Raw genomic sequence first — 22366 nt, 5'->3', positions numbered from 1 at the left:
AACTTATAATTGATAAAGTGTAATAACGTTTAGAAGTATTTTCGCGAAGAATATACGCCCGTTTATATACGTGAGCATTCAGGAAAAGGGCTTTTCCGCAAATTCGGAAAACGCCTTTTTTTAAATGATAAGTATAGGATAGAAAAGGAGAAGTAACATTGACAACATTTCGAGAATTAGGATTAAGTGAGTCTTTACTACAATCTGTTGAAAGTATGGGCTTTGAAGAGGCTACGCCGATTCAAGCTGAAACAATTCCACATGCATTGCAAGGTAAGGATATTATTGGGCAAGCGCAAACAGGTACAGGGAAAACAGCAGCATTCGGATTACCACTATTAGATAAAGTGGATACAAATAAAGAAGCAGTTCAAGGTATTGTTATCGCGCCAACGCGTGAATTAGCAATTCAAGTTGGAGAAGAGCTGTACAAAATTGGTAAACATAAACGCGTTCGTATTTTACCAATCTATGGTGGTCAAGATATTAACCGCCAAATTCGTGCTCTAAAAAAACACCCACACATTATTGTTGGTACGCCGGGTCGTATTTTAGATCATATTAACCGTAAAACACTTCGCTTACAAAACGTAGAGACAGTTGTTCTTGACGAAGCGGATGAAATGTTAAACATGGGCTTCATTGAAGATATTGAAGCGATTTTAACAGATGTGCCAGATACACATCAAACATTATTATTCTCAGCGACAATGCCAGATCCAATCCGTCGTATTGCTGAGCGTTTCATGACTGAGCCTCAACACATTAAAGTAAAAGCAAAAGAAGTAACAATGCCAAACATTCAGCAGTTCTATTTAGAAGTGCAAGAAAAGAAAAAGTTTGACGTGTTAACACGCTTACTAGATATTCAATCTCCAGAGCTTGCAATCGTATTCGGTCGTACAAAGCGTCGTGTTGATGAATTATCAGAAGCATTAAACTTACGTGGTTATGCAGCAGAAGGTATTCACGGTGACTTAACACAAGCGAAGCGTATGTCTGTATTACGTAAATTTAAAGAAGGTGCTATTGAAGTTCTTGTTGCAACAGACGTTGCTGCACGTGGTCTTGATATTTCAGGCGTAACACATGTATATAACTTCGATATCCCACAAGATCCAGAATCATACGTTCACCGTATCGGTCGTACTGGCCGTGCAGGTAAAAAAGGTATTGCAATGTTATTTGTAACACCACGTGAATCAGGACAATTAAAAAATATCGAGCGCACTACAAAACGTAAAGTTGATCGTATGGAAGCACCGACACTTGACGAGGCACTAGAAGGTCAACAACGTTTAATCGCTGAAAAACTTCAAAGCACAATTGAAAATGATAATTTATCATACTACAAGCGTATTGCAGAAGAAATGTTAGAAGAGAATGATTCTGTAACAGTAGTAGCTGCTGCTTTAAAAATGATGACAAAAGAGCCAGATACAACTCCAATCGCTTTAACGTCAGAACCACCAGTTGTTTCAAGAGGTGGCGGTTCTAAAAAACGCGGCGGTAACGGAGGCGGATACCGTGATGGTAACCGTAATCGTAGTCGTGACGGACGCGGCGGTGGCGATGGTCGTAACCGTGATCGCAATCGTGATGGTGGTAGCCGTGGTGGCGATGGCCGTAACCGTGATCGTGATCGTAATCGTGATGGTGGTAGCCGTGGTCGTAAAGGTGAAGGTCAAGGTCGCCCTGGATCTTCAAATGGACGTGGCGAAAGAAAACATCATAGCCGTCCACAAGCTTAATAAAAAAGAGAATGCCTTTTGCTGGCATTCTCTTTTTTTATTTCTGTAATTGTACATACTACATAATAACTTGTGTAGAAAAGAGGTGCTACATGCTTGTTAGACTTGGGTATGTTGCGATGAGTGTACATTTAAAGAATGCATCTCCATCTCAAACGATGACATATGCGCAGTTTCAACGAATTGGTGATCGAGAGGCTGCAATTCGTAAACTCGAAAGAATTGCTAATTCGAATTTAGAAAATTGTTTACGGTTATTAAAGCATAATAAAGGGCATGATATATCTTTCTTTCGGCTTAGTTCCAAGCTTGTTCCTTTAGCGAATCATGAGGAGTTGTTAGAGTGGAACTATATTCGTCCCTTAAAAGAAAATTTAAAAGTACTAGGTGATTACGCTATTCGAATGAATATGCGTATTGATTTTCATCCAGATCATTTCGTTGTGCTGAATTCACCTGAGAAGAATATTTTTAAACAATCTGTAAAGACATTGCAGATGCATAAAAAATTATTAAAAGGTATGGGGATTGAACATAAGCAACGATGCGTATTACATGTGGGTGGAGGTTATAAAGATAAGGAACTCGCATTAGAACGCTTTATAGAAAATTGGTCAAGTGTTCCAAGGAGTATCCAAGAGATGGTCATATTAGAAAATGATGATACGACCTTTTCTTTAGAAGAAACATTGTATTTAGGTGAAAAATTAGATATTCCAGTCGTGTTTGATTTGCATCACCATATGATGAATAATGATCGAGAAGATTGGCATGAAGATTGGGCGCGTGTTGTACATACGTGGGAATCGTCTTTGTTACCAGTGAAAATGCACATTTCTAGTCCTAGAGAGGGAAAAGACCCGAGAGCGCATGCGGACTTTATTGATGTAGATACTTTTTTATCTTTTTTAAAAAAGATAAAGGGAAGTGTTTCGCAAATTGATTGTATGATTGAGGCGAAGAAGAAGGATGAGTCTTTATTTCAACTAATGAGAGATTTAAGTAAACAAACAGATGTAGAAATTGTCGATGGTGCGAGCTTTTATATTAAATAAGCTCTGCACCATCGAATTTTTTTGTTAATAAAGGGGTGCAAATACCACCAATGATCAATCCTGTTAAATGGCTTATAGGGTTAGCGGAGGGATTGAAGAAAGTGAATAGTAGTAATATACATATCATGATTGAAAAAATAGCAATGTCTCTTGGATTGGAAGAACGATACCGACTATACAATAGAAATAATTGTGCACCTAGCAATCCGAAAATACCACCAGATGCCCCGGCATGAATATATTCAAGAGGCATAATGAGATAAGAAGAAATATTTCCAAGAATGCCAGAAAGGAAAAAAATAATGATGAAAGAAAAGTGTCCGAGTTGTTTTTCGATAGAAGAGCCAAGCACAAATAAACAAATACTATTAGAAAGGAAATGTTGTAAGTCTATATGTACAAGTAAGGAAGTTATGAGACGCCACCATTCTCCTTTAGCGATATATTCATTGTAGGATGCCATGGGAAAGAGAAGAAAGTCGCCTAACATAATCATGACTAATTGTATGAGAAGTAAAGCGATGACGATTGGTTGTAAGGAAATGCGGGCAGAAGGTATTAGCATGTTGTGAGTATCACTCCTTTTGCATCAGAAAGATTCTCTGTTATTCTTACAATATGAAAAAAGAAAGCTAAATAGAAGAAGGGGGTTTTGGAATGATTGTAGGGATTGGAATCGATATTATTGAATTGAATCGAATTGAAAAAATGCTAGATGGAAAACTTAAATTTATGGAGCGTATTTTAACTGAAAGTGAACGTAATGTTGCTAAGGAGCTGAAGGGAAGTCGCCTTACAGAATTTGTAGCTGGAAGATTTGCAGCGAAAGAGGCGTATTCAAAAGCGGTAGGAACCGGTATTGGAAAAGAAGTAAGTTTTTTAGATATTGAAGTAAGGAATGATGATAGAGGTAAGCCGATTCTCGTTACAAGTACAGAGCATATTGTTCATTTATCAATTAGTCATAGTAAGGAATTTGCTGTTGCTCAAGTTGTTTTAGAAAGCTCGTCACGCTAGTCTGCATATTTTATATCTTTGTCTCATATATTTGATGTAGCGATAAGGAAGGTACATCTTCCATTCATTTATAGGGGCAAAGGGGCTGAAGTGATGAAAAGGCGTCTGTTTTTAGTTCTTGTCGGTTTATTAACCGTTTTTGTGTTGGCGGGTTGTATGGAAAAGAAACAAGATGATGTTGTGAGAGATTTAGAGGCGAAAGTAAAAGGGATGAAAAGTTATCAAGCTGAAGCAAAATTATCTATTAAAACAGGGAATGAGCCTCAGGAGTACAAGGTAGAAATATGGCATAAGGAACCTTCTTTTTATCGTGTGAATTTGCAGAATGCGAAAAAAGATCAAAGCCAAATTATTTTAAGAAATGAAGAAGGGGTATTTGTATTAACGCCAGCACTTAATAAGAGTTTCCGTTTCCAAAGTGATTGGCCGCAAAATAGTAGCCAGGCTTATTTATATGAATCCCTTGTGAGAGATATTTTGCAGGATAAGAAAAACCTTACTTTTGAAAAAACAGATAAGTATTATATTTTTAAAACAAAAACAAACTATCAACATCAAAACATGTTGCCGAAACAAGAGATTACATTGAAGAAAAGTGATTTAACACCAGTTTCGGTGAAGTTAATGGATAATGATCAAAATGTTCTTGTGAAAGTAGATTTCTCAAAAGTGAAATTTGATGCGAAATTTGATAAAGGTGCATTTGATACGAAACAAAATATGTCTAGAGCGCAAGTAGATGTTCAAACAACAGCGAAAGAAGAAAAACCATTTGCTATTTTGTATCCGCGTGATACGCCGCAAGGTATGGTTTTGAAAGATGAACAAGAGTTGAAGACAGAAAGTGGCAAGCGTGCGATACTCACATACACTGGAAGTAAGAAATCCTTTACTTTGATACAAGAAAAGGCAAAAGTTGCAGAGGCTTCGTCAGCGATAAGTGTGAGCGGAGAATTGGTTGATCTTGGCTTTACAATTGGGGCATTGACGAAAGATTCTTTAACGTGGTCGCATAACGGAGTAGAATATATGCTCGTGTCTAAAGGTTTAGAGCCGAAGGAGCTATTAATGGTTGCTCGTTCAGTTACAGAGAAGCAAGTGAAGTAAACTTCTTAGACGTGGTGATATATGTGCACCACGTCTTTTCTTAGTTTGAAGGGTGGATTTCATAAAAGAAGCATATAAAAGAATAAGCTTCGCATATCGTGTATAAGGAAGTGTATTTATGGAAGAAGCACCATTTTACCGTGATACTTGGGTGGAAGTGGATTTAGATGCGATCTATAACAATATTACACACATTAAAGATTTCATTCCAAGTGATGTAGAGATTTTTGCTGTAGTCAAAGCGAATGCATATGGACACGATTATGTACCGGTAGCTAAAACGGCATTAGAAGCAGGGGCGACAAGGTTAGCGGTTGCCTTTTTAGATGAAGCTCTAGTGCTTCGAAGGGCTGGTATTACTGTGCCGATTTTAGTGTTAGGTCCTTCCCCGGCTCGTGATGTCAATGTAGCTGCTGAAAATGATGTAGCGTTAACTGTTTTTCAAAAAGAATGGGTGGATGAAGCGATCAAACTTTGGGATGGTTCATCTACAATGAAATACCATATTAATTTCGATAGTGGTATGGGGAGAATTGGAATACGCGAACGAAAAGAATTAAAAGCATTTTTAAAGAGTTTAGAAGGTGCGCCATTTTTAGAATTAGAAGGAGTTTATACACATTTTGCAACAGCGGATGAGGTGGAGACTTCTTACTTTGATAAGCAATATAACACATTTTTACAGCAGTTAAGTTGGTTGAAAGAGTTCGGAGTGGATCCTAAGTTTGTCCATACAGCTAATAGTGCTGCGACGCTACGTTTTCAAGGGATTACATTTAATGCAGTACGAATTGGCATTGCGATGTATGGGTTATCCCCGTCTGTAGAAATACGCCCTTTTTTACCGTTTAAATTAGAACCAGCGCTATCATTGCATACGAAAGTTGCCCATATTAAACAGGTGATTAAAGGGGATGGGATTAGTTATAACGTCACTTACCGAACGAAAACGGAAGAATGGATTGCAACTGTTGCGATTGGATATGCAGATGGATGGCTTAGAAGATTACAAGGGTTCGAAGTGCTTATAAATGGTAAAAGGGTACCGATTGTAGGTCGAGTAACAATGGATCAATTCATGATACACCTTCCTTGTGAAGTGCCGCTTGGTACGAAAGTTACACTCATTGGAAAACAAGGTGATGAGTATATTAGTGCTACTGAGGTTGCTGAATATTCTGGGACTATTAATTATGAAATTATTGCAACGATAAGCTTCCGTGTGCCGAGAATATTCATACGGCACGGCAAGGTTGTAGAAGTAATCAATTATTTGAACAATATATAGAAGGTAGTATGGTTTGCTTCTTGTCATTTGAGAGGACTGTTCATTGGTTAAGAATAAGCTCATTTTTGATGAGAAGCTTTTTACTTATCATTACTTTTAACATAATTTAACGTGAATTTTGCTGGGGAACTTTTTCGTTTCTTGTTTGTAATAAGATAAAAATAAAAGAATATGAATGTTTTGTTTGTGAATTGGAAAACATAAGCAAGGAATAAGGAAGTCTTTGCAACAGGCTCCATACAATGGTATTATTACAATAGGTGTCATATATATATTTGGGTGTGTAGTTGACGGTGGAGGTGTATTTTTGTGTCCGAATCAAGTGTAACTACTGAAATCGTGGTTCGGTTGCCAAAGCAAATGGTAACGGAATTGGACGGAATTGGAAAACAAGAGAATAAGAATCGCCATGAACTAATTTGCCAGGCAACACAACTGTTATTGCGTCAACATAAGACGAAGAAACGCTACCAACATGAATCAATGCGACGTGGGTACATTGAAATGGGAAAAATTAATCTTGGTATTGCATCGGAAGCTTTCTTAGCAGAGTATGAAGCAGCTCATACAGTAGAACGCTTAGTTAGCGGGGGGTAATATTTTGATTGTAAAACGCGGCGACGTGTATTTTGCAGACCTTTCCCCAGTTGTTGGTTCTGAGCAAGGAGGCGTTCGTCCGGTTCTTGTCATTCAAAATGACATCGGAAATCGTTTTAGTCCAACGGTGATTGTAGCGGCTATTACTGCACAGATTCAAAAAGCTAAATTACCCACTCATGTGGAAATTGATGCGAAAAAGTACGGTTTTGAGAGAGATTCTGTTATTTTACTTGAGCAGATTCGAACAATCGATAAGCAGCGCTTAACGGACAAAATCACTCACTTAGATGAAGTGATGATGATTCGTGTGGATGAAGCGCTACAAATTAGTTTAGGACTAATAGATTTTTAAATCGGCAGTTTAAGTTGCTCTCTTTACAGGGCAACTTTTTTTTATTATAGAGGAGGTTACGGTTGTATATGGAAATGGTAGATAATCGACAAGCGTTAATGAAAATGTTAGTGAAGGAATTAGGCTTTACCGAAAAGCAAGTTCGTCATGTTATTCAATTAACAGAAGAAGGTAACACAGTTCCATTTATTGCTCGTTACCGAAAAGAATGGACAGGCTCTTTAGATGAGGTGCAAATTCGTACAATTTTAGAGAGATGGCAATATATGATGCAGCTTGAAGATAGGAAAGGAGAGGTTCTTCGTCTTATTGATGAGAAGGGGAAACTGACAGGAGAGTTACGTCAGCAAATTGTTAAAGCTGTAAAGTTGCAAGAAGTAGAAGATTTATATCGTCCATATAAAGAGAAAAGAAGAACGAAAGCAACGATTGCAAAAGAAAAAGGACTAGAGCCGTTAGCTGAATGGTTATTGTTATATAAGAAAGAAGATCCAAATCAGAAGGCAGTGGAGTTTATTAATGCAGAGAAAGAAGTGCAATCTGCAGAAGAAGCATTACAAGGTGCCCAAGACATTATTGCAGAAATCGTTTCAGATGAAGCAGCTTATCGTAGTTGGATTCGGAATGTTACTTTTAGAAAAGGTGTTATGTCTTCGTCCGTAAAAGATGAAGAGAAAGATGAAAAGAATATATATGAAATGTATTACAGTTATGAAGAACCGTTGCAGAAAGTAGTACCGCATCGTGTATTAGCGATGAATCGCGGTGAGAAAGAAGATATATTGAGAGTTTCTGTTGTTCCACCAGTAGATGAGATAGTAACTTTCTTATATAAGAGAGTAATTCGTGATAACGATTCTAAAAGTGCACATTATGTAAAGTTAGCAATTGAGGATGGTTATAAACGATTAATTCAATCCTCCATTGAAAGAGAGATTCGAAAAGAATTAACAGAAACAGCTGAGGAACAAGCGATACATATTTTCTCTGAGAACTTACGTAATTTGTTATTACAACCTCCAATGAAAGGAAAGGTTGTGTTAGCTTTAGATCCTGCATATAGAACGGGGTGTAAATTAGCTGTTGTAGATGATACGGGGAAGGTTCTATATATTGATGTTATTTATCCGCATCCACCTGTTCGTAAATATGAAGATGCAAAAACGAAAGTTCTTTCTATTATAGATAAATATCAAGTTGAAATGATTGCGATTGGGAATGGTACAGCTTCTAGAGAATCGGAAGAATTTATAGTTGATGTATTACAAAATGTGAAACAAGAAGTCTTCTATATTATTGTGAACGAAGCTGGTGCGAGTGTGTATTCGGCCTCCGATTTAGCTCGTGAGGAATTTCCGAATTTACAGGTTGAAGAAAGAAGTGCTGTTTCTATTGGGAGACGTCTGCAAGATCCACTTGCTGAACTTGTGAAGATTGATCCTAAATCAGTTGGGGTTGGACAATACCAACATGATGTATCTCAAAAGAGGTTGAATGAATCATTAACATTTGTAGTAGAGACGGCAGTTAACCAAGTTGGTGTGAATGTAAATACAGCTTCAGTTGCGTTATTGCAATATGTTTCGGGTTTATCGAAAACTGTTGCGAAAAATATTGTGGCAAAGCGTGAAGAGGAAGGGAAATTTACAAAACGAACAGACTTAAAGAAAATACCGCGTCTAGGTGCGAAGACATATGAACAATGCATAGGTTTCTTACGTATATTAGAAGGGGCAAATCCGTTAGATCGAACGGGTATTCATCCAGAACAATATAAAAATGTTGAATTGTTATTGAAGAGTCTAGGGTTATCAAAAGATGACGTAGGGCAATTGCAATTACAAAAGAGCTTAGAAGAAGTGGAGATTTCTAAGTTATCGCAAGAAACGGGAGTTGGGGAGCCAACATTAGTTGATATTATAGATGCGCTCATTAGTCCAGAGCGAGACATGAGGGATGAGTTGCCTAAACCGCTTCTGAAAAAAGGGATTTTGAAATTAGAAGATTTAAAACGTGGTATGGAACTGGAAGGAACAGTTCGTAACGTTGTTGATTTTGGTGCTTTTGTTGATGTAGGTGTAAAACAAGATGGTTTAGTACATATTTCTAAACTAAGCAAACAGTATGTGAAGCATCCGTTAGATATTGTATCTGTCGGACAAATCGTCAAGGTATGGGTAGATGATATTGATACGAAAAAAGGTCGCGTTGCACTATCCATGTTGCCGATTGAATAGTAAGAGAAGAGAGCAGATGAAACTGCTCTTTTTTTTATGGGATAAAACGTGTAATGGATTATGAGCTTTGATTTATTTTGCTATAATAAAACCAGCATTCATTTAGTAATTTAATTTGATACCGGTTTTTTTCAAAATATGCGCGTTGCATTTGTTTTTTTAGCCACGTAGGCATAGGAATCCCTCCTTGTTTAATCCTACTCTCAAAAATGTAAGGTGCTATTGATGAGAGGTTGGTGAGTGGATTTCTATTCATGCTATATTTTTAGAAACCACGCTTCTTGAATGAGGATGGGTATATGTACTATTTAATATATGTATAAGGGAGGAGAAAAGTGTAAAAATATTTTTTAGTTTAGGAGGAATGAGAGTGGATGAGCAAGAAATACAGCGTCTGGTGGAAGAAGTATCACTACAATACTTCGGAATGCCATTTTTACATAGAGCTATGTTCAATAGTAGGTTGCGTACAACTGGTGGACGTTATCTATTGAATACACACAATATTGAACTGAATTATCGATATTACGAAATGTATGGGAAAGAAGAGTTAGTCGGAATCATTAAACATGAGCTTTGTCATTATCACTTACATATTACAGGAAGGGGCTATAAGCACCGTGATAGAGATTTTCGTGAATTGTTGAAAGAAGTTGATGCGCCACGCTTCTGTAAACGAATAATTAATGAAGAGAAGGAAAAAAAGGTTTATACGTATGAATGTATGGGCTGTTTGCTTCAATATGTAAGAAGACGTCAAATAAATACAAAAAGATATGTCTGCGGAAAGTGTAAAGGGAAACTGAACCTGATAAAGAAAACATCTTGACAGTGAAAACGCAATCCAGTATATTATAAACATGTCACGTTTGTACAAGATGTTGAGAAAAAACATCTTGACTTACGATAAGAAATTTTATAAGATACAAATTGTCTTTATTATTCCGCAGTAGCTCAGTGGTAGAGCTATCGGCTGTTAACCGATCGGTCGTAGGTTCGAGTCCTACCTGCGGAGCCATACAGAGAAGTACCCAAGTGGCTCAAGGGGCTCCCCTGCTAAGGGAGTAGATCGCTAACGCGGTGCGAGGGTTCGAATCCCTTCTTCTCTGCCATACATACTGGCCCGTTGGTCAAGTGGTTAAGACACCGCCCTTTCACGGCGGTAACACGGGTTCGAATCCCGTACGGGTCACCACTTCGGAGGATTAGCTCAGCTGGGAGAGCACCTGCCTTACAAGCAGGGGGTCGGCGGTTCGATCCCGTCATCCTCCACCATATAAATTATATAAATAGTATCATCGCGGGGTGGAGCAGTACGGTAGCTCGTCGGGCTCATAACCCGAAGGTCGCAGGTTCAAATCCTGTCCCCGCAACCAAATGGTCCCGTGGTGTAGTGGTTAACATGCCTGCCTGTCACGCAGGAGATCGCCGGTTCGACCCCGGTCGGGACCGCCATTTTAACTTCTGCTATTTGGCAGTTGTTTTTTATTGGACATTATGTTACAATAACATTTGTCTTTGGAAAGAAGATAAATATTTCGATGGGCTATAGCCAAGCGGTAAGGCAACGGACTTTGACTCCGTCATGCGCTGGTTCGAATCCAGCTAGCCCAGCCATTTACGAGCCATTAGCTCAGTTGGTAGAGCATCTGACTTTTAATCAGAGGGTCGAAGGTTCGAATCCTTCATGGCTCACTTTTGTTTTTTCCGCGCGGTCGTGGCGGAACGGCAGACGCGCTAGGTTGAGGGCCTAGTGGGGGAAACCCCGTGGAGGTTCAAGTCCTCTCGGCCGCATCAAAAAATCTTTTTAAAAAGTACTTGCATTTGAAAATGTAGTATGATAAGATAATTGAGTCGCCAAAATACAACGACGAAAAAACATCATGAATAAGCGCCCGTAGCTCAATTGGATAGAGCGTTTGACTACGGATCAAGAGGTTAGGGGTTCGACTCCTCTCGGGCGCGCCATAACGGGAAGTGGCTCAGCTTGGTAGAGCACCTGGTTTGGGACCAGGGGGTCGCAGGTTCAAATCCTGTCTTCCCGACCACGCGGGTGTAGTTTAGTGGTAAAACAAGAGCCTTCCAAGCTCTGGTCGAGAGTTCGATTCTCTTCACCCGCTTTTGAAACGTGTCGCACAAAGGATTATTTTGTTCAGTTTTGTAATAACTCCGGATTTTCATTGATGTTTCCCAAAACTTTTACATTGTCGTACCATCTAAACTCAAATCCTGTATATCCACCATTACCTGCATTCGCTTTATAAAGATTGATAGGGCATTTCTTATATGTAGCCTGTTTTGTATCGTAGACAACAACACCTGTCATTCTTTCTCCTGTTTCAATCATCAGGTTGTACCAGGTAACTACATCACCCTCGTATATTTCATTTCCCTCTGAATCCTTTTGTTCAATGTACTGCATTAAAATAATGTGCCCTTTCCTGTGTTCTTCAATTGGTTCTGTAAATGATTCAACATTATCCTCCATGTACGGATCTTGCAATCATTATCAAATTCAGCTTCACCCATGCACGAAACTTTATTTCTCTCATTTCCCTCTACCCCCTGAATAAAACTCAATATTTCGTCAATACTATAGACAACCCATTTCTAAACCACATTCCATGATTGGAGGAGCAGTTAGCTTTTGCTAGCTGCTCTTTTATATTGAACTAATAATAAAATTTCGTTCTATTTTTCCTTTCTAAAACATATAAATTCAACCTCAGAATTCAGCTCAAAAAGTTACCTCCTATCGTATGAGCGCCCTATAAGGGTGCTCTTTTTTATATTCACGACACAAGAAAAGTATTTTATGCATATCTTATAAAAAGTGAATTCACACCTCATACTTTCTCCTGAAATTCTTGGTCAAAGAGCATCTACACATGGTGCTCTTTTTCATTTCCTATAAAATGAAATTTTTATTAAGTTGTTCCCACATAGCATTTCAAGTTCTGTACATACTATAACTGTAACTTAAAGTTACATATCCGAGCTTGTAGGGCCTAATTTCTTTTGTACAACAAGCAGTTAGCTAATTAAGCTGACTGCTTGTTGTACAAAATGAAGTTTTTATAAAAAGCTTTCTCAACACCTATATACTGGAAATTAATTACCTTTTATGGTAACGTATTGGTAATCCCATAAAGATCTATCGTTCCATTAAAAGGACCCGTCCCCTATGAACTGAACCCAAAAAGTTAGACAAATATATTAAGCAGCTACTAAGGATTGAACTCTGTATTGCACAGGGGACAATCCTTTTAGTTTTGTTTTAATTCTTTTGTGATTGTAGTAATGAATATAAGTTTCTAGTTCTTGCTTAAATTGTTCCATACTTTCAAACTCTTTAAGATAAAGTAATTCAGACTTTAATAAGCCAAAGAAATTTTCCATGACTGCATTATCTAAGCAATTTCCCTTACGGGACATACTTTGGATAACGTTATGTTTTTTAAGCGACTGATGATATTGTCGCATTTGATAATGCGAACCTTGATCCGAGTGTAAAATAGGAGTTTCCTTATCATTCAAACGTTGAAACGCCTTATTTAACATTTTAGAGACAAGGGAATACGCAGGTCTATGTTCTATGTTGTAAGCTATAATTTCTCCGTTATATAAGTCTAAAATGGGTGATAGATATAGTTTTTTACCATGTAAGTGGAACTCTGTCACATCTGTTACCCATTTTTCATTTGGTTTTGATGCGTGAAAATTACGTTTTAAAATATTAGGAGCGAATTTCCCGACAGTCCCTTTATATGAACGATATTTTTTTAATCGAACAAGACATTTTAATCCCAGGATATTCATTAAACGTTGTATAGCGTTTTTCAAACGCCTTTTCCCCTGAAAATTCAAACCGTTTAATCCATTGATAAAGTTCTCTAGGATGAACCCCTATAGAATTAGCAATGGTTTTTCCGCCTTCAGTACCTTCTAGATATCGTTTTACTGCTTGTATTTTATCTTTTGAAGAAAATTTTCACTATATGAAAGTTAAACATGTTTTAAAATTTGTATCTTTCGAAACACTTCACAGACGTATCGAAGATTCTTTTTATCTTAAGATATATGAAAATAAAAACTATTTATGAAGGGGTTCTTTACAAACGAAAAGAAGGCATCTCGAATAAAGATTAATCAAAATGGCCCTCTCTACACATGCCCAGCAACTTAAGAATTCAAAATTACCCCAAAACGAAAATTCTATTCATTATTGACTACTAATAATGATGCATCATTTTAATTAGGTTTGCATATCATAAACATCTTCTTTTCTTCTACTAAGAGTGCGGATTTATACAATAAGATTTATTTTTTCAATTATTAAAAAATAAACAACGAACCAATATTACAACTGATAGAGGTATGTTATAATAAGTGAATAAGGATTTTACCCTTATTCACTTATTATAGGAGAGTGTTTAACATGATTATCAAGTTCATTCGTTTACGTTAATTTTAAACACAATTTGTTATGCCCAATTATTTTTTTCAAGATGTTTGGGTTTATTTGATTGTGTCTTTTTTATTAAATAAATACGAATGAAATGAGGAGTTAATCATGAATGAAAAAATTATTAAAATTAATGAAATTGATATATGTACAGAGAGCTTTGGCAATTTAGAAGATCCAGCAGTACTACTGATTATGGGAGCCATGTGTTCAATGGTTTATTGGGATGAAGAATTTTGTCAACAATTAGCTGATACGGGCCGTTATGTAATTCGTTATGATAATAGAGATGTCGGACGGTCAACAACTTATGAGCCGGGGAGTTCCCATTATACTGTGGTAGATATGGCTGATGATGCGGTTGGGGTACTCGATGCATATCATATTGACGAAGCACACATTGTTGGAATGTCATTGGGTGGAATGATTGCTCAAATTATAGCCTTAAGGAACACACAGAGAGTTCTAAGTATAACTTTGATTGCATCAGGTATTTTTGGTTCTGAAGACAACAACCGTAATTTGCCTCCGATTGACGAGAAGATACTCGCTTACCATGCTAATGGGGCCAAACTAAATTGGTCGGATGAAGAATCTGTTGCAAATTACTTGGTTGCAGGATCAGCGTTACTCTGTGGTTCAAAGCATAAATTTGATGAGAAGAGGACTTATAAGCAGGTAGAAAAAGAAATAAAACGAGCAAATAATCTACTTAGTATGTTTAATCACTCCCTTCTTAAAGGCGATGATTCTTATGAGGGGAAGTTAAAAGGAATTAATATACCAACTTTGGTTATCCATGGTACAGAAGATACAGTGCTTCCATACGAGCACGGTCTTGCTCTTGTTAATGAAATTCCGCATGCTTTGTTACTAACCCTAAAAGGATCGGGGCACGAAATTCATTGCGACGATTGGGTTCATATAATCAACGCTATTTCGAATCATACTTCTGTCTTGTAATCATTATAGGAATCGTATAAAACAAAAAAACACTTGGAAAAAGGGCTACAATCGATCTTGTAACCCTTTTTTCTATTAAAAATCAGTTTTGGAACTGTTGCTCAGTTAAAGAATATTAATATTCTTTAACTGATATTCCCTTCCTAAAAGGGGTAGCGTCGCATTGTCATCAACTTAAGAATTAAAAATTACCCCATGCGTATCTAGCTAAGATTTTGAATCGTCTCCAAAAAGAAAAATAAGCTAACTTCTCAGAGTAACTATTTGAAGAGAAAGAAATTTTTCATTTAGGGGGTTTATGAAAACCTTAGCTTGATAGCGATGGGGTACCGCCAGCATTTTTGAAAAAAACCATGTTAAGTAAATTTCAACACAAAACAGCCGGCTTTAACCCTTTAAGGCTAAATCGGCTGTTTTATATTCAAAACTTAGTTGTATGTAATATCAAAAGAAAATGTTTCTTTTAGTCCCTTTTTCCCGTCAGAAGTAATTTTTATTGCTCTTGTTTTAGGTAAACGTTGAACCCAATTTAATTCTAATAGTCTTTCTAGAAGGGCATTTCCTAATGCTCCCGCAAGGTGGTGACGTCTTTCACTCCAATCTAAACATTTATGTGTGAATGAACGACGCTTTTTCTTAACCCTTTCAAGATCAATTTGAAAAGTTGCAAAGAATGACTCTCCTTTTTCAGTAACAGTAAACCCGTCCTTTTCTTCATAAATAACACCTATTTTAATTAAAGAATCTGTTAATTGTACTCCTAAATTCCCTGCAAGATGATCATAACATGTTCTTGCAAAACGCATCGCTTTATCTTCAGAAGCCTGTTTTAATGATTTAATTTCAATTGGTGGAGCTATTGATAAAAATGACTCCATAACTTGAGCAACTTCCGGATTTCGAATTCCATAATATCGATGTCTCCCCTATTTCTCAACTGTAACTACATTCGCGTCGACCATTTTTGTCAAATGGAAACTAGCCGTCTGTGGTTTGATTCCTGCCATATATGCTAATTCGCTTGCAGGATGGAATCTACCATCTAATAAGACTGTTAATATTGCTGCTCGAGAAGCTTCACTCACAAGAGTAGCAATCATTGCTACATTTGGATTTGCGTTCATTTTAATTCCCCCTAATGTAATCCATATTTCGATGATAATCGAAATGTTTATATTCTACAATAAATAAGGAAGAACATATGAATAGGAGGAGAAATAAAGATGAAAAAAATGGCTCAGGTTCCAAACACAGAAATTATTAAACCTAAAATTCTATACTACGGAACTTCTGTGATTTTACTAAATTCGCTAAATGAAGATGGAACAGTAAACATCAGCCCTATGTCATCATCATGGGCATTAGGCGATTGTATTATATTAGGAATTGGACTTGGCGGGAAAGCTATCGAAAATTTAGAACGACATCCTGAATGTGTAATCAATGTTCCGAGTCCTTCATTATGGGAGAATGTTGAACAATTAGCCCCCTATACAGGGAAAAATCCTGTTCCAGATTATAAGAAAAAGAATGGATTTATATATGAAAAAGAAAAATATGATATTAGTAGATTAACACCTACTGAGTCTAAATCGGTAAAGCCTACTCGAATTATGGAGTGTCCCATACAAATTGAGGCAAGGGTGAAACACATTCGAATTCCTGATTACTCTCCTGATTTTGCAATTGTTGAGACACAAGCTATACATGTACATGCTCATAAGGAAATCATTCTTGAAGGAAATCATATTGACCCAAATAAATGGAGCCCACTTATATATAATTTTCGTCATTATTTTGGCCTTAGTAACCAGTTAGGTAAAACCTTTCGATCCGAAATATAAATAAGTATATTATCTTTTATTGAAGAAAGGTTTTTCACTAATCGGACAGAGCGCTTTTACAATCAATTATACAAGTAATCGTACAAGCTTACCTGGGGCAATAGTCTCAGGTATTTTTTCGTTCGTAGTGTTCGTTTGTTTTGTAAAACAAGGTAAATTTATTAATTCTATCAAATGCGTTAATTTACCTATTACACATTATCATTTAATTCATATACTGTAGTAGATTACTAGAAAGGAGGCGTGAGCATGGACAGTTGTGTTTTGTTCGTTAATGGACAACCTTTTTTAGTAGTCTCAGTTGCTGGAATTGAAATTGCTAGACTAGAGATTTCTCTTCAAGTAGCATTGACTTTAATAGCGTTAGGAATTCCAATTTGTGCGTAACCCTTAGGTGTATAATGATAATAAAGTTGTTTAATTTTGTTATGAAAATATAAGAGCCTTGCTACAATCTAGTGTGTAGTAAGGCTCTTAAAAGTTATTTAATTTCTATACATTTAAAGGTATTTAAACTCAAAAATCATTAATAAAGTTGTTTAATTCTTATTGAACTAAGCACCCGTTAGCTTAGGTGCGATCGTTCACAACCTTTAAGATACTTCTTTACAAATCATTAATAAATTACCATCTAGATCTTTGAACACAAAATAAAAATTATCCTGAATCTCTGTAACAAGTTCAACATTATTTTCTTTCATAAATTGATAAGCAGCTTGAATATCATCTGTTAAAAACTGAATTGATGGAACTTGGTAAGTGGAAATATCACCATCTTCTTTTCTCCACTTTGGCATGGCATCTAAAACTAATCCAGCTGTACCTTCCATGGGTACCACGAATATATGCCCAAAATATTCTTCTCCCCCTTCCAAACCAAGCATTTTTATGTACCATTCTTTAGCTTTCTCTAGGTTACGAACTGGAACAAACACACCACTGATTCGGTTTTTAACCGGTGTTCTGTAGTCAGGTTTTGTCACAAAAACAGCCTCCCTTAATAAATCATTTAATACACTTTAGAATTCTATATTTTCTAACATTTGCCTCTCTTATGTTTAAAAATAATTCGACAAATAACCAATTCTTGTTCAACTAGCCTGCCCTGTTAATAGAAGAAGGATTTTTTAAATAACTATATTATTTTTTAAATGCCTTTATTGTAAATTAAACAACTTTATTATCTCTGCACATTAGGTATTTATTAAAAAGAGGGCTTTAGTCCTCTTTTTTTATTTATCCCTTATCTTTCCTTAACAACAAACAATACGCAACCCAGACCACGGTAGCGCCTACGATAATTGTTATTGGCCATTGCTATCATCCTTTCTGTTAATATCAATTCTCTCAGTTTTAATCCATATATATGATCAGTATCTTGATTGATGCTAGAAATTAAATTATCTTCACTTACAGTCGTGGTAACACTTAAATTACTCATCATCCTCCCTTTTTAGGCGTCCGATTTGTCCAATAAAAAGAGAGCATCTACTAGCGTAGGTGCTCTTCATATAGCAAGGATTTTCTATGAGTATTGAAATATGAAACTATAGAGGGGGTGCCCCATACCTCAATATATGCTTGTCCTTATCAAAAAGTGCGCAAATAAAAAGGCACCTAAGCAAGGTTCCTTTCCGGAATATAAGGAGCATCCACATCGAGAAATTCAAGAAAATTTCTAATATTTGTCTTATAACCTCTGATTCTATTTATAACGATGGTTGCTTATAAAAATACTCAAAAACCCCAAATCATAGACTTTCTTAAGTGTCCACGGTTTGGGGCAGTTCATGAAAGCAAGTAGGCTTTATTTTTCAAATTCTTTAAAAGTACCTTTTAAATCCCTATCTGTTATTTTTATATCTGCTTGTTTGAATAAATTTTTGAAGAATTTCTGTTGCCATTGCTGATCTTTTAAACGTTTCGCTTCTAATTCTTTACTTATATTCTCTTTTTCTTGATTAAACGGTTTTAATTCTTTTTTCTCTATCATTTTAATAATATGATAACCAAAAGAAGATTTAATAGGTTCACTTACTTGTCCCGTTTCTAAATTATAAGTAGCTTCTTTAAATTTAGGATCCATCCGATCCATTTGAAATGCATTAAGTTCTCCCAATTCTCCTCCTCTTCCCTTGGTATCAGGATCTTCTGAATGTTCTTTAGCTACCGTAGTAAAATCTTCGCTGTTATATATTTTTTCTTTTATTTCTTTCGCCGTTTTTTCATCTTTTACTAGAATATGACTTACTTTTAAAATTGGTTTATAGTAATTTTTTATTTCTTTTTCTGTAATTGATGCTTTAATAGCTTTTTCAAAAGCCATTTTTGTTTTCAATTTATCCTTAAGTTCATCTTCATTTCTAACATTCTTTTGTGTTAAATAAGATTTAAAATTATCTCCCATTTCTTTTTTCAATTCATCCACATTTTTCTTTGTTTCATCATCTGAAACTTTGTATTTATCTAATAAAATCTTTTCTAACATTACTTGTTGTAAAACAGATTCCCCTGCTTTTTCTTTTAATTCTTTGTTAAACTCCTCCTTAGTTAAATTTCCTGATTTTGATGTTGCGATAGTGTCCGAATTGCCACATGCTGATAATAATAAAACACTACTCATTGCAGCACCAATAAAGATACGTCGTTTATTCAATTTTTTATACCTCACTCTATACATAAATTTATGTTAAAAATCTATCGCCATTCCTCAGCAATTGCATAGTTTTTCATTCCGTATTTCGTTGAATACTCCTCTTTTTTAATAACGTCGACTTCACCAGGAGCCATGATCCAAAAACCAGGTGCTAATTCTCGGTTGTCAAACGTAGAATGAACCAAAATCAGCCCTGTAGACTTAGCTTCCACAAGTGTTTGTTTTGTTGGTAATCCTTTATTTTTAAGACTCTTTATTTGTGATTCCTCAAGCTCAAATGAATATTTTGGTTTATAGATATTTTGATTACCATTAGTTTTTCTACCTATATTTTGTATATTTTCTACTTTATGTTCCTTTTTATTAGTGTTTTCTGCTGTTTTTGCATTCATTAAAGAAAATATAGACACGCCGATCACTGTTACTATTCCTAAAATTGACCAGCAGTATGACTTTCTATTAAATTTTTTAATCATCAAAATTCTCCTCTTTAATGCATATTTATTTCCACTTAAATTTGCTAAACTTGGTGTTTGATTGTAATTAGAATAGTGTTCTAATAATGTAATAATGGTATGACCGTATGCCAGTTTTTCTTTGTGACCAATAAAAGTTAGTGCTAGTGCATCACATGCAATTTCTTGATCTTCACGCATGGCATAATATGCATACCAAAGAATAGGATTAAACCAATTTAAGATGAGTAAACTATACATGAGCCAATTTACTCCCACATCTCTTCGTTTAAAGTGAGCTAACTCATGATAAAAAATAAATCGTAGCTGTTTATTATCTAATTGTTCAATATGTCTCTCACAAAGTAAGATTCTAGGCCTAATATATCCGAGAAGTGTTGGACTTGGAATCTTTCCAGCCAGAAGTAATGAGATATCTCGTTTAATTGACATTGTCTCTTTGCAACTTTCAAAAATACGTAAAACTCTGTCATCTGTAATAATAGATTGTTTATGTAAATAAACATGCAAACGTCTATTTATAATTATGATGGAAGAACTTAAGCAGAGTACACCTAATAACCACACATACAGAAGAATTTCATACATAGATAAATGCCAAAAACCTTTATCTGTATCCTGAAACATCATTTCATTTTTCACTTCATTCTCCCCTTTTAAATTGAAAGAATATGTTTTTTGCTCATTAATTTCTTTTGAAGTTTGTACCTTTATATTTTCCTGCATGGGATAACGGAGATATTCATAGCCTTGCGAGAGCAAAGAATACATACTAAATGAACTATTAGGTGACCAAGGTAACATAAGTCTTACAAGAAGAATTAACCATAATGCATATTGCCATCTTGGTGTTAGTTGATTTTTTAATAACACTTTCATACATAAGATCAAACCAACTAATATGCTTGCCATAATAGAAGTTTCTATTACCCAATCAAAGATAATAGGAAGATAAACATTGCGTAATATACCAAACATAATTATTTATTCCTTCTTCGATGAGGTTTAGCTTTGTCATCTAGAATTTCCCTAAGTTCATCAATTTCTTCTAAAGAAAGTTTTTCTTCTTTTATAAAATTCACAAGTAATGGTTTTAACGCAGCGCCATAAAAACGTTTCAGAAAAGATTTTGTTTCTATTTGCAAATAATTATCTTGGGAAATTAATGGAGTATATGTATACAGTTTTCCTTTCTCTTGATTAGAAGAAATTGCTCTCTTTTTTACTAACCTGTTAAGCAAAGTTCGGACAGTTTTAGGACTCCAATCATTCGTTTCCTCAAGGCATTGAATTACTTCATTTGCTGTAAGTGAGGATTTCGCAGTCCAAAGTACTTTCATAACTTCTAATTCAGCTTCTGATATTTTGGGTAGACTATTCATACTCAATCTCCTTTCTTAGATTACAATTGTAATACGGTTATCATATTACAATTGTAATCTACAGAAGTCAAGAGTATAGTAAAATATGATTATTCGTTAATTACGTTGACCAATACCGTTAATTTACTGATTTTATTTTTAAAAAATGGATATTTGAATAGAAAGGGTGTATATATTCTTCTAACAATTACTATTTTAGAAGCTACTGTAATTGGTATAGGGTTCTATTTTAAATAGGAGATGTGACACATGGATAAAAAGATGATGTTATTTGCTATTTTAGGACCTTTTTAATATTTTGGATTTCTTTTGCAGGATGTTCAGGTATTTGGTTGGGGGGAGCGATGGTTATTAGTTTTAATTCTAATTTATCTAAATGACGGTATTTACAGTTAGTTCGATTGTATATGTATTGATTATCATTGCGAAAGTAATTTTTGCTTTTATAGGTTCGAGAGTTTTGGATAAGTTATTCGTTAATAGTTGCCTAAAACATCAAATAAAATAAACAAGAATAGAGATAATTAAAGAAGCTATGTTTATACGTTCCAAAAGATATACAAAGGAAAATATATAGGGTTGTTCCAAACTTGTTACTGAGAAATAAAATTTTATACCTAAACGGCTAAAAATCAGCATAACTTATTTCATTTCTGAGGGATATTTCCAATCTCGTTCCTTTTTAGGCAGGGAAAAAGACTTAGATGTTTTTTGAACCTTAACATGTCTATCTGATGTGCTGCCGCGTCACTATCAAGGTAGCAAAACAAAATCTCTCTAAAGAAAAAATATGATTTTTTTGTTACAAATTAACACAAAATTCCTCTTGAAGAAGCGAGTTATGGTTATCAAATATTTAATAATCGTAAAGACGATTGTATAAAAGTTATTCTGAAACCTTAAAGGACTCCTTGTCAATTGCTTAATTTCAGTTATTTTTTATGATAAAGTTAAAACTAAATCCAAGACCTTATCTTTTTCACTTTTAAAAAAATATATATTTAAGTTTTACAAAAAGGATCTTCATTTTAAGGGCTAACCTATAAATATTTTCTCTTTTACCAGAAGCTCCTAGTTATCTTTCATTAACTGGATTTTTAATCCTCCAATCAACTATATAATTACTATATCTATAAAATAGAAGATAAAAAATAAAGCTGAACAAGGGTATTT

21 protein-coding genes, 12 tRNA genes and 2 pseudogenes are annotated in these 22366 nt (G+C 35.4%); 24 read left to right on the top strand and 11 right to left on the bottom strand.

Going from position 1 to position 22366, the window contains the following annotated elements:
* The first annotated feature begins 158 nt into the window (after window positions 1-158).
* Together ACUN0F_RS01825 and uvsE are read left to right on the top strand one after the other, a co-directional pair.
* Window positions 159-1751: a DEAD/DEAH box helicase gene (locus ACUN0F_RS01825; RefSeq protein ID WP_000206595.1), complete on the top strand. Its 1593-nt coding sequence runs from the start codon at window positions 159-161 to the stop codon at window positions 1749-1751.
* Window positions 1752-1843: 92 nt separating this feature from the next.
* Window positions 1844-2806: a UV DNA damage repair endonuclease UvsE gene (gene uvsE, locus ACUN0F_RS01820; RefSeq protein WP_046956659.1), complete on the top strand. Its 963-nt coding sequence runs from the start codon at window positions 1844-1846 to the stop codon at window positions 2804-2806.
* On the opposite strand, the gene ACUN0F_RS01815 is transcribed toward uvsE, so the two are convergent.
* Window positions 2799-3371, bottom strand: coding sequence for a rhomboid family intramembrane serine protease (locus ACUN0F_RS01815; protein WP_445539071.1), 573 nt, complete (start codon window positions 3369-3371; stop codon window positions 2799-2801). The two genes, uvsE and ACUN0F_RS01815, sit on opposite strands and share 8 nt — an antisense overlap.
* Window positions 3372-3463: 92 nt before the next feature.
* Here ACUN0F_RS01815 and acpS point away from each other — a divergent pair, with 92 nt between their 5' ends.
* The 6 genes from acpS (at window position 3464) to ACUN0F_RS01785 (ending at window position 9407) form a co-directional block, all read left to right on the top strand.
* Complete coding sequence (gene acpS / locus ACUN0F_RS01810) at window positions 3464-3823, top strand: holo-ACP synthase (protein ID WP_000635044.1); 360 nt, start codon at window positions 3464-3466, stop codon at window positions 3821-3823.
* 156 nt (window positions 3824-3979) lie between these two features.
* Window positions 3980-4930, top strand: coding sequence for a LolA family protein (locus ACUN0F_RS01805; protein WP_445540793.1), 951 nt, complete (start codon window positions 3980-3982; stop codon window positions 4928-4930).
* A gap of 118 nt (window positions 4931-5048) precedes the next feature.
* Entirely contained in the window at window positions 5049-6218 is a 1170-nt protein-coding gene (alr, locus tag ACUN0F_RS01800; protein ID WP_000390586.1) for an alanine racemase, read from the top strand.
* Between the two features lie 309 nt (window positions 6219-6527).
* Window positions 6528-6815, top strand: a complete 288-nt coding sequence (locus tag ACUN0F_RS01795; RefSeq protein ID WP_000004570.1) for an antitoxin EndoAI — start codon at window positions 6528-6530, stop codon at window positions 6813-6815.
* A 4-nt stretch (window positions 6816-6819) separates the two neighbouring features.
* Complete coding sequence (gene ndoA, locus ACUN0F_RS01790; protein ID WP_000635963.1) at window positions 6820-7170, top strand: type II toxin-antitoxin system endoribonuclease NdoA; 351 nt, start codon at window positions 6820-6822, stop codon at window positions 7168-7170.
* 68 nt (window positions 7171-7238) lie between these two features.
* Entirely contained in the window at window positions 7239-9407 is a 2169-nt protein-coding gene (locus ACUN0F_RS01785; protein ID WP_445539070.1) for a Tex family protein, read from the top strand.
* A gap of 58 nt (window positions 9408-9465) precedes the next feature.
* Here the strand turns inward: ACUN0F_RS01785 and cmpA are convergent, their stop codons facing one another.
* Complete coding sequence (cmpA, locus tag ACUN0F_RS01780) at window positions 9466-9582, bottom strand: cortex morphogenetic protein CmpA (protein ID WP_264462652.1); 117 nt, start codon at window positions 9580-9582, stop codon at window positions 9466-9468.
* 195 nt (window positions 9583-9777) lie between these two features.
* On the opposite strand from cmpA, the gene ACUN0F_RS01775 reads away from it, so the two are divergent.
* From ACUN0F_RS01775 to ACUN0F_RS01715, 13 genes are all read left to right on the top strand, one after another.
* The gene (locus ACUN0F_RS01775) at window positions 9778-10236 is read left to right on the top strand and encodes a SprT family protein (protein WP_000344252.1); all 459 of its coding nucleotides are present in this window, start codon (window positions 9778-9780) and stop codon (window positions 10234-10236) included.
* A gap of 114 nt (window positions 10237-10350) precedes the next feature.
* Window positions 10351-10425, top strand: a tRNA-Asn gene (locus ACUN0F_RS01770).
* 3 nt (window positions 10426-10428) lie between these two features.
* Window positions 10429-10519: transfer RNA gene (locus tag ACUN0F_RS01765), tRNA-Ser, on the top strand.
* A gap of 8 nt (window positions 10520-10527) precedes the next feature.
* Window positions 10528-10602, top strand: a tRNA-Glu gene (locus ACUN0F_RS01760).
* 4 nt (window positions 10603-10606) lie between these two features.
* A tRNA-Val gene (locus ACUN0F_RS01755) sits at window positions 10607-10682 on the top strand.
* A gap of 24 nt (window positions 10683-10706) precedes the next feature.
* A tRNA-Met gene (locus tag ACUN0F_RS01750) sits at window positions 10707-10783 on the top strand.
* A gap of 3 nt (window positions 10784-10786) precedes the next feature.
* A tRNA-Asp gene (locus ACUN0F_RS01745) sits at window positions 10787-10862 on the top strand.
* 87 nt (window positions 10863-10949) lie between these two features.
* Window positions 10950-11024: transfer RNA gene (locus ACUN0F_RS01740), tRNA-Gln, on the top strand.
* A 5-nt stretch (window positions 11025-11029) separates the two neighbouring features.
* Window positions 11030-11102: transfer RNA gene (locus ACUN0F_RS01735), tRNA-Lys, on the top strand.
* Between the two features lie 16 nt (window positions 11103-11118).
* A tRNA-Leu gene (locus tag ACUN0F_RS01730) sits at window positions 11119-11201 on the top strand.
* A 97-nt stretch (window positions 11202-11298) separates the two neighbouring features.
* Window positions 11299-11375: transfer RNA gene (locus tag ACUN0F_RS01725), tRNA-Arg, on the top strand.
* A 3-nt stretch (window positions 11376-11378) separates the two neighbouring features.
* Window positions 11379-11455 (top strand) — tRNA-Pro (locus tag ACUN0F_RS01720).
* A 1-nt stretch (window position 11456) separates the two neighbouring features.
* Window positions 11457-11527: transfer RNA gene (locus tag ACUN0F_RS01715), tRNA-Gly, on the top strand.
* Window positions 11528-11559: 32 nt separating this feature from the next.
* On the opposite strand, the gene ACUN0F_RS01710 is transcribed toward ACUN0F_RS01715, so the two are convergent.
* The 3 genes and pseudogenes from ACUN0F_RS01710 to ACUN0F_RS01700 form a co-directional block, all read right to left on the bottom strand.
* A complete protein-coding gene (locus tag ACUN0F_RS01710) occupies window positions 11560-11895 on the bottom strand; it encodes a YopX family protein (RefSeq protein ID WP_131933888.1) in 336 nt (111 codons plus the stop codon).
* Between the two features lie 728 nt (window positions 11896-12623).
* Window positions 12624-13238 (bottom strand): annotated as a pseudogene (locus ACUN0F_RS01705) (IS3-like element ISBth167 family transposase); the annotation flags it as partial.
* Window positions 13171-13377 carry a helix-turn-helix domain-containing protein gene (locus ACUN0F_RS01700; protein WP_327988514.1) on the bottom strand — a complete coding sequence of 69 codons (207 nt, stop codon included), beginning with the start codon at window positions 13375-13377 and terminating at the stop codon, window positions 13171-13173. The gene ACUN0F_RS01700 and the pseudogene ACUN0F_RS01705, both read right to left, overlap by 68 nt.
* A 603-nt stretch (window positions 13378-13980) precedes the next feature.
* On the opposite strand from ACUN0F_RS01700, the gene ACUN0F_RS01695 reads away from it, so the two are divergent.
* Complete coding sequence (locus ACUN0F_RS01695) at window positions 13981-14835, top strand: alpha/beta fold hydrolase (protein ID WP_327988513.1); 855 nt, start codon at window positions 13981-13983, stop codon at window positions 14833-14835.
* Window positions 14836-15263: 428 nt separating this feature from the next.
* Here ACUN0F_RS01695 and ACUN0F_RS01690 read toward each other — a convergent pair.
* Window positions 15264-15959 (bottom strand): annotated as a pseudogene (locus ACUN0F_RS01690) (ArsR/SmtB family transcription factor).
* Between the two features lie 99 nt (window positions 15960-16058).
* Between ACUN0F_RS01690 and ACUN0F_RS01685 the strand changes: the two are divergent.
* Together ACUN0F_RS01685 and ACUN0F_RS01680 are read left to right on the top strand one after the other, a co-directional pair.
* Window positions 16059-16679, top strand: a complete 621-nt coding sequence (locus ACUN0F_RS01685; protein ID WP_131933891.1) for a flavin reductase family protein — start codon at window positions 16059-16061, stop codon at window positions 16677-16679.
* 249 nt (window positions 16680-16928) lie between these two features.
* Window positions 16929-17066, top strand: a complete 138-nt coding sequence (locus ACUN0F_RS01680; RefSeq protein WP_000376550.1) for a DUF3956 domain-containing protein — start codon at window positions 16929-16931, stop codon at window positions 17064-17066.
* Between the two features lie 206 nt (window positions 17067-17272).
* On the opposite strand, the gene ACUN0F_RS01675 is transcribed toward ACUN0F_RS01680, so the two are convergent.
* The 5 genes from ACUN0F_RS01675 to ACUN0F_RS01655 all read right to left on the bottom strand — a co-directional run bounded on the left by ACUN0F_RS01675 (window position 17273) and on the right by ACUN0F_RS01655 (window position 21193).
* A complete protein-coding gene (locus ACUN0F_RS01675; protein WP_327988512.1) occupies window positions 17273-17662 on the bottom strand; it encodes a VOC family protein in 390 nt (129 codons plus the stop codon).
* A gap of 260 nt (window positions 17663-17922) precedes the next feature.
* The gene (locus ACUN0F_RS01670) at window positions 17923-18120 is read right to left on the bottom strand and encodes a hypothetical protein (protein ID WP_445539069.1); all 198 of its coding nucleotides are present in this window, start codon (window positions 18118-18120) and stop codon (window positions 17923-17925) included.
* Window positions 18121-18486: 366 nt separating this feature from the next.
* Complete coding sequence (locus ACUN0F_RS01665; protein ID WP_327988511.1) at window positions 18487-19335, bottom strand: peptidylprolyl isomerase; 849 nt, start codon at window positions 19333-19335, stop codon at window positions 18487-18489.
* 41 nt (window positions 19336-19376) lie between these two features.
* A complete protein-coding gene (locus tag ACUN0F_RS01660; RefSeq protein ID WP_327988510.1) occupies window positions 19377-20789 on the bottom strand; it encodes a M56 family metallopeptidase in 1413 nt (470 codons plus the stop codon).
* A 2-nt stretch (window positions 20790-20791) separates the two neighbouring features.
* Entirely contained in the window at window positions 20792-21193 is a 402-nt protein-coding gene (locus ACUN0F_RS01655; RefSeq protein WP_327988509.1) for a BlaI/MecI/CopY family transcriptional regulator, read from the bottom strand.
* Window positions 21194-22366 lie beyond the last annotated feature (1173 nt).

It is taken from the genome of Bacillus sp. 1A (assembly GCF_052682215.1).
Note: the sequence above shows the minus strand (reverse complement) of the source record. Positions and strands in the feature narration are given on the sequence as shown.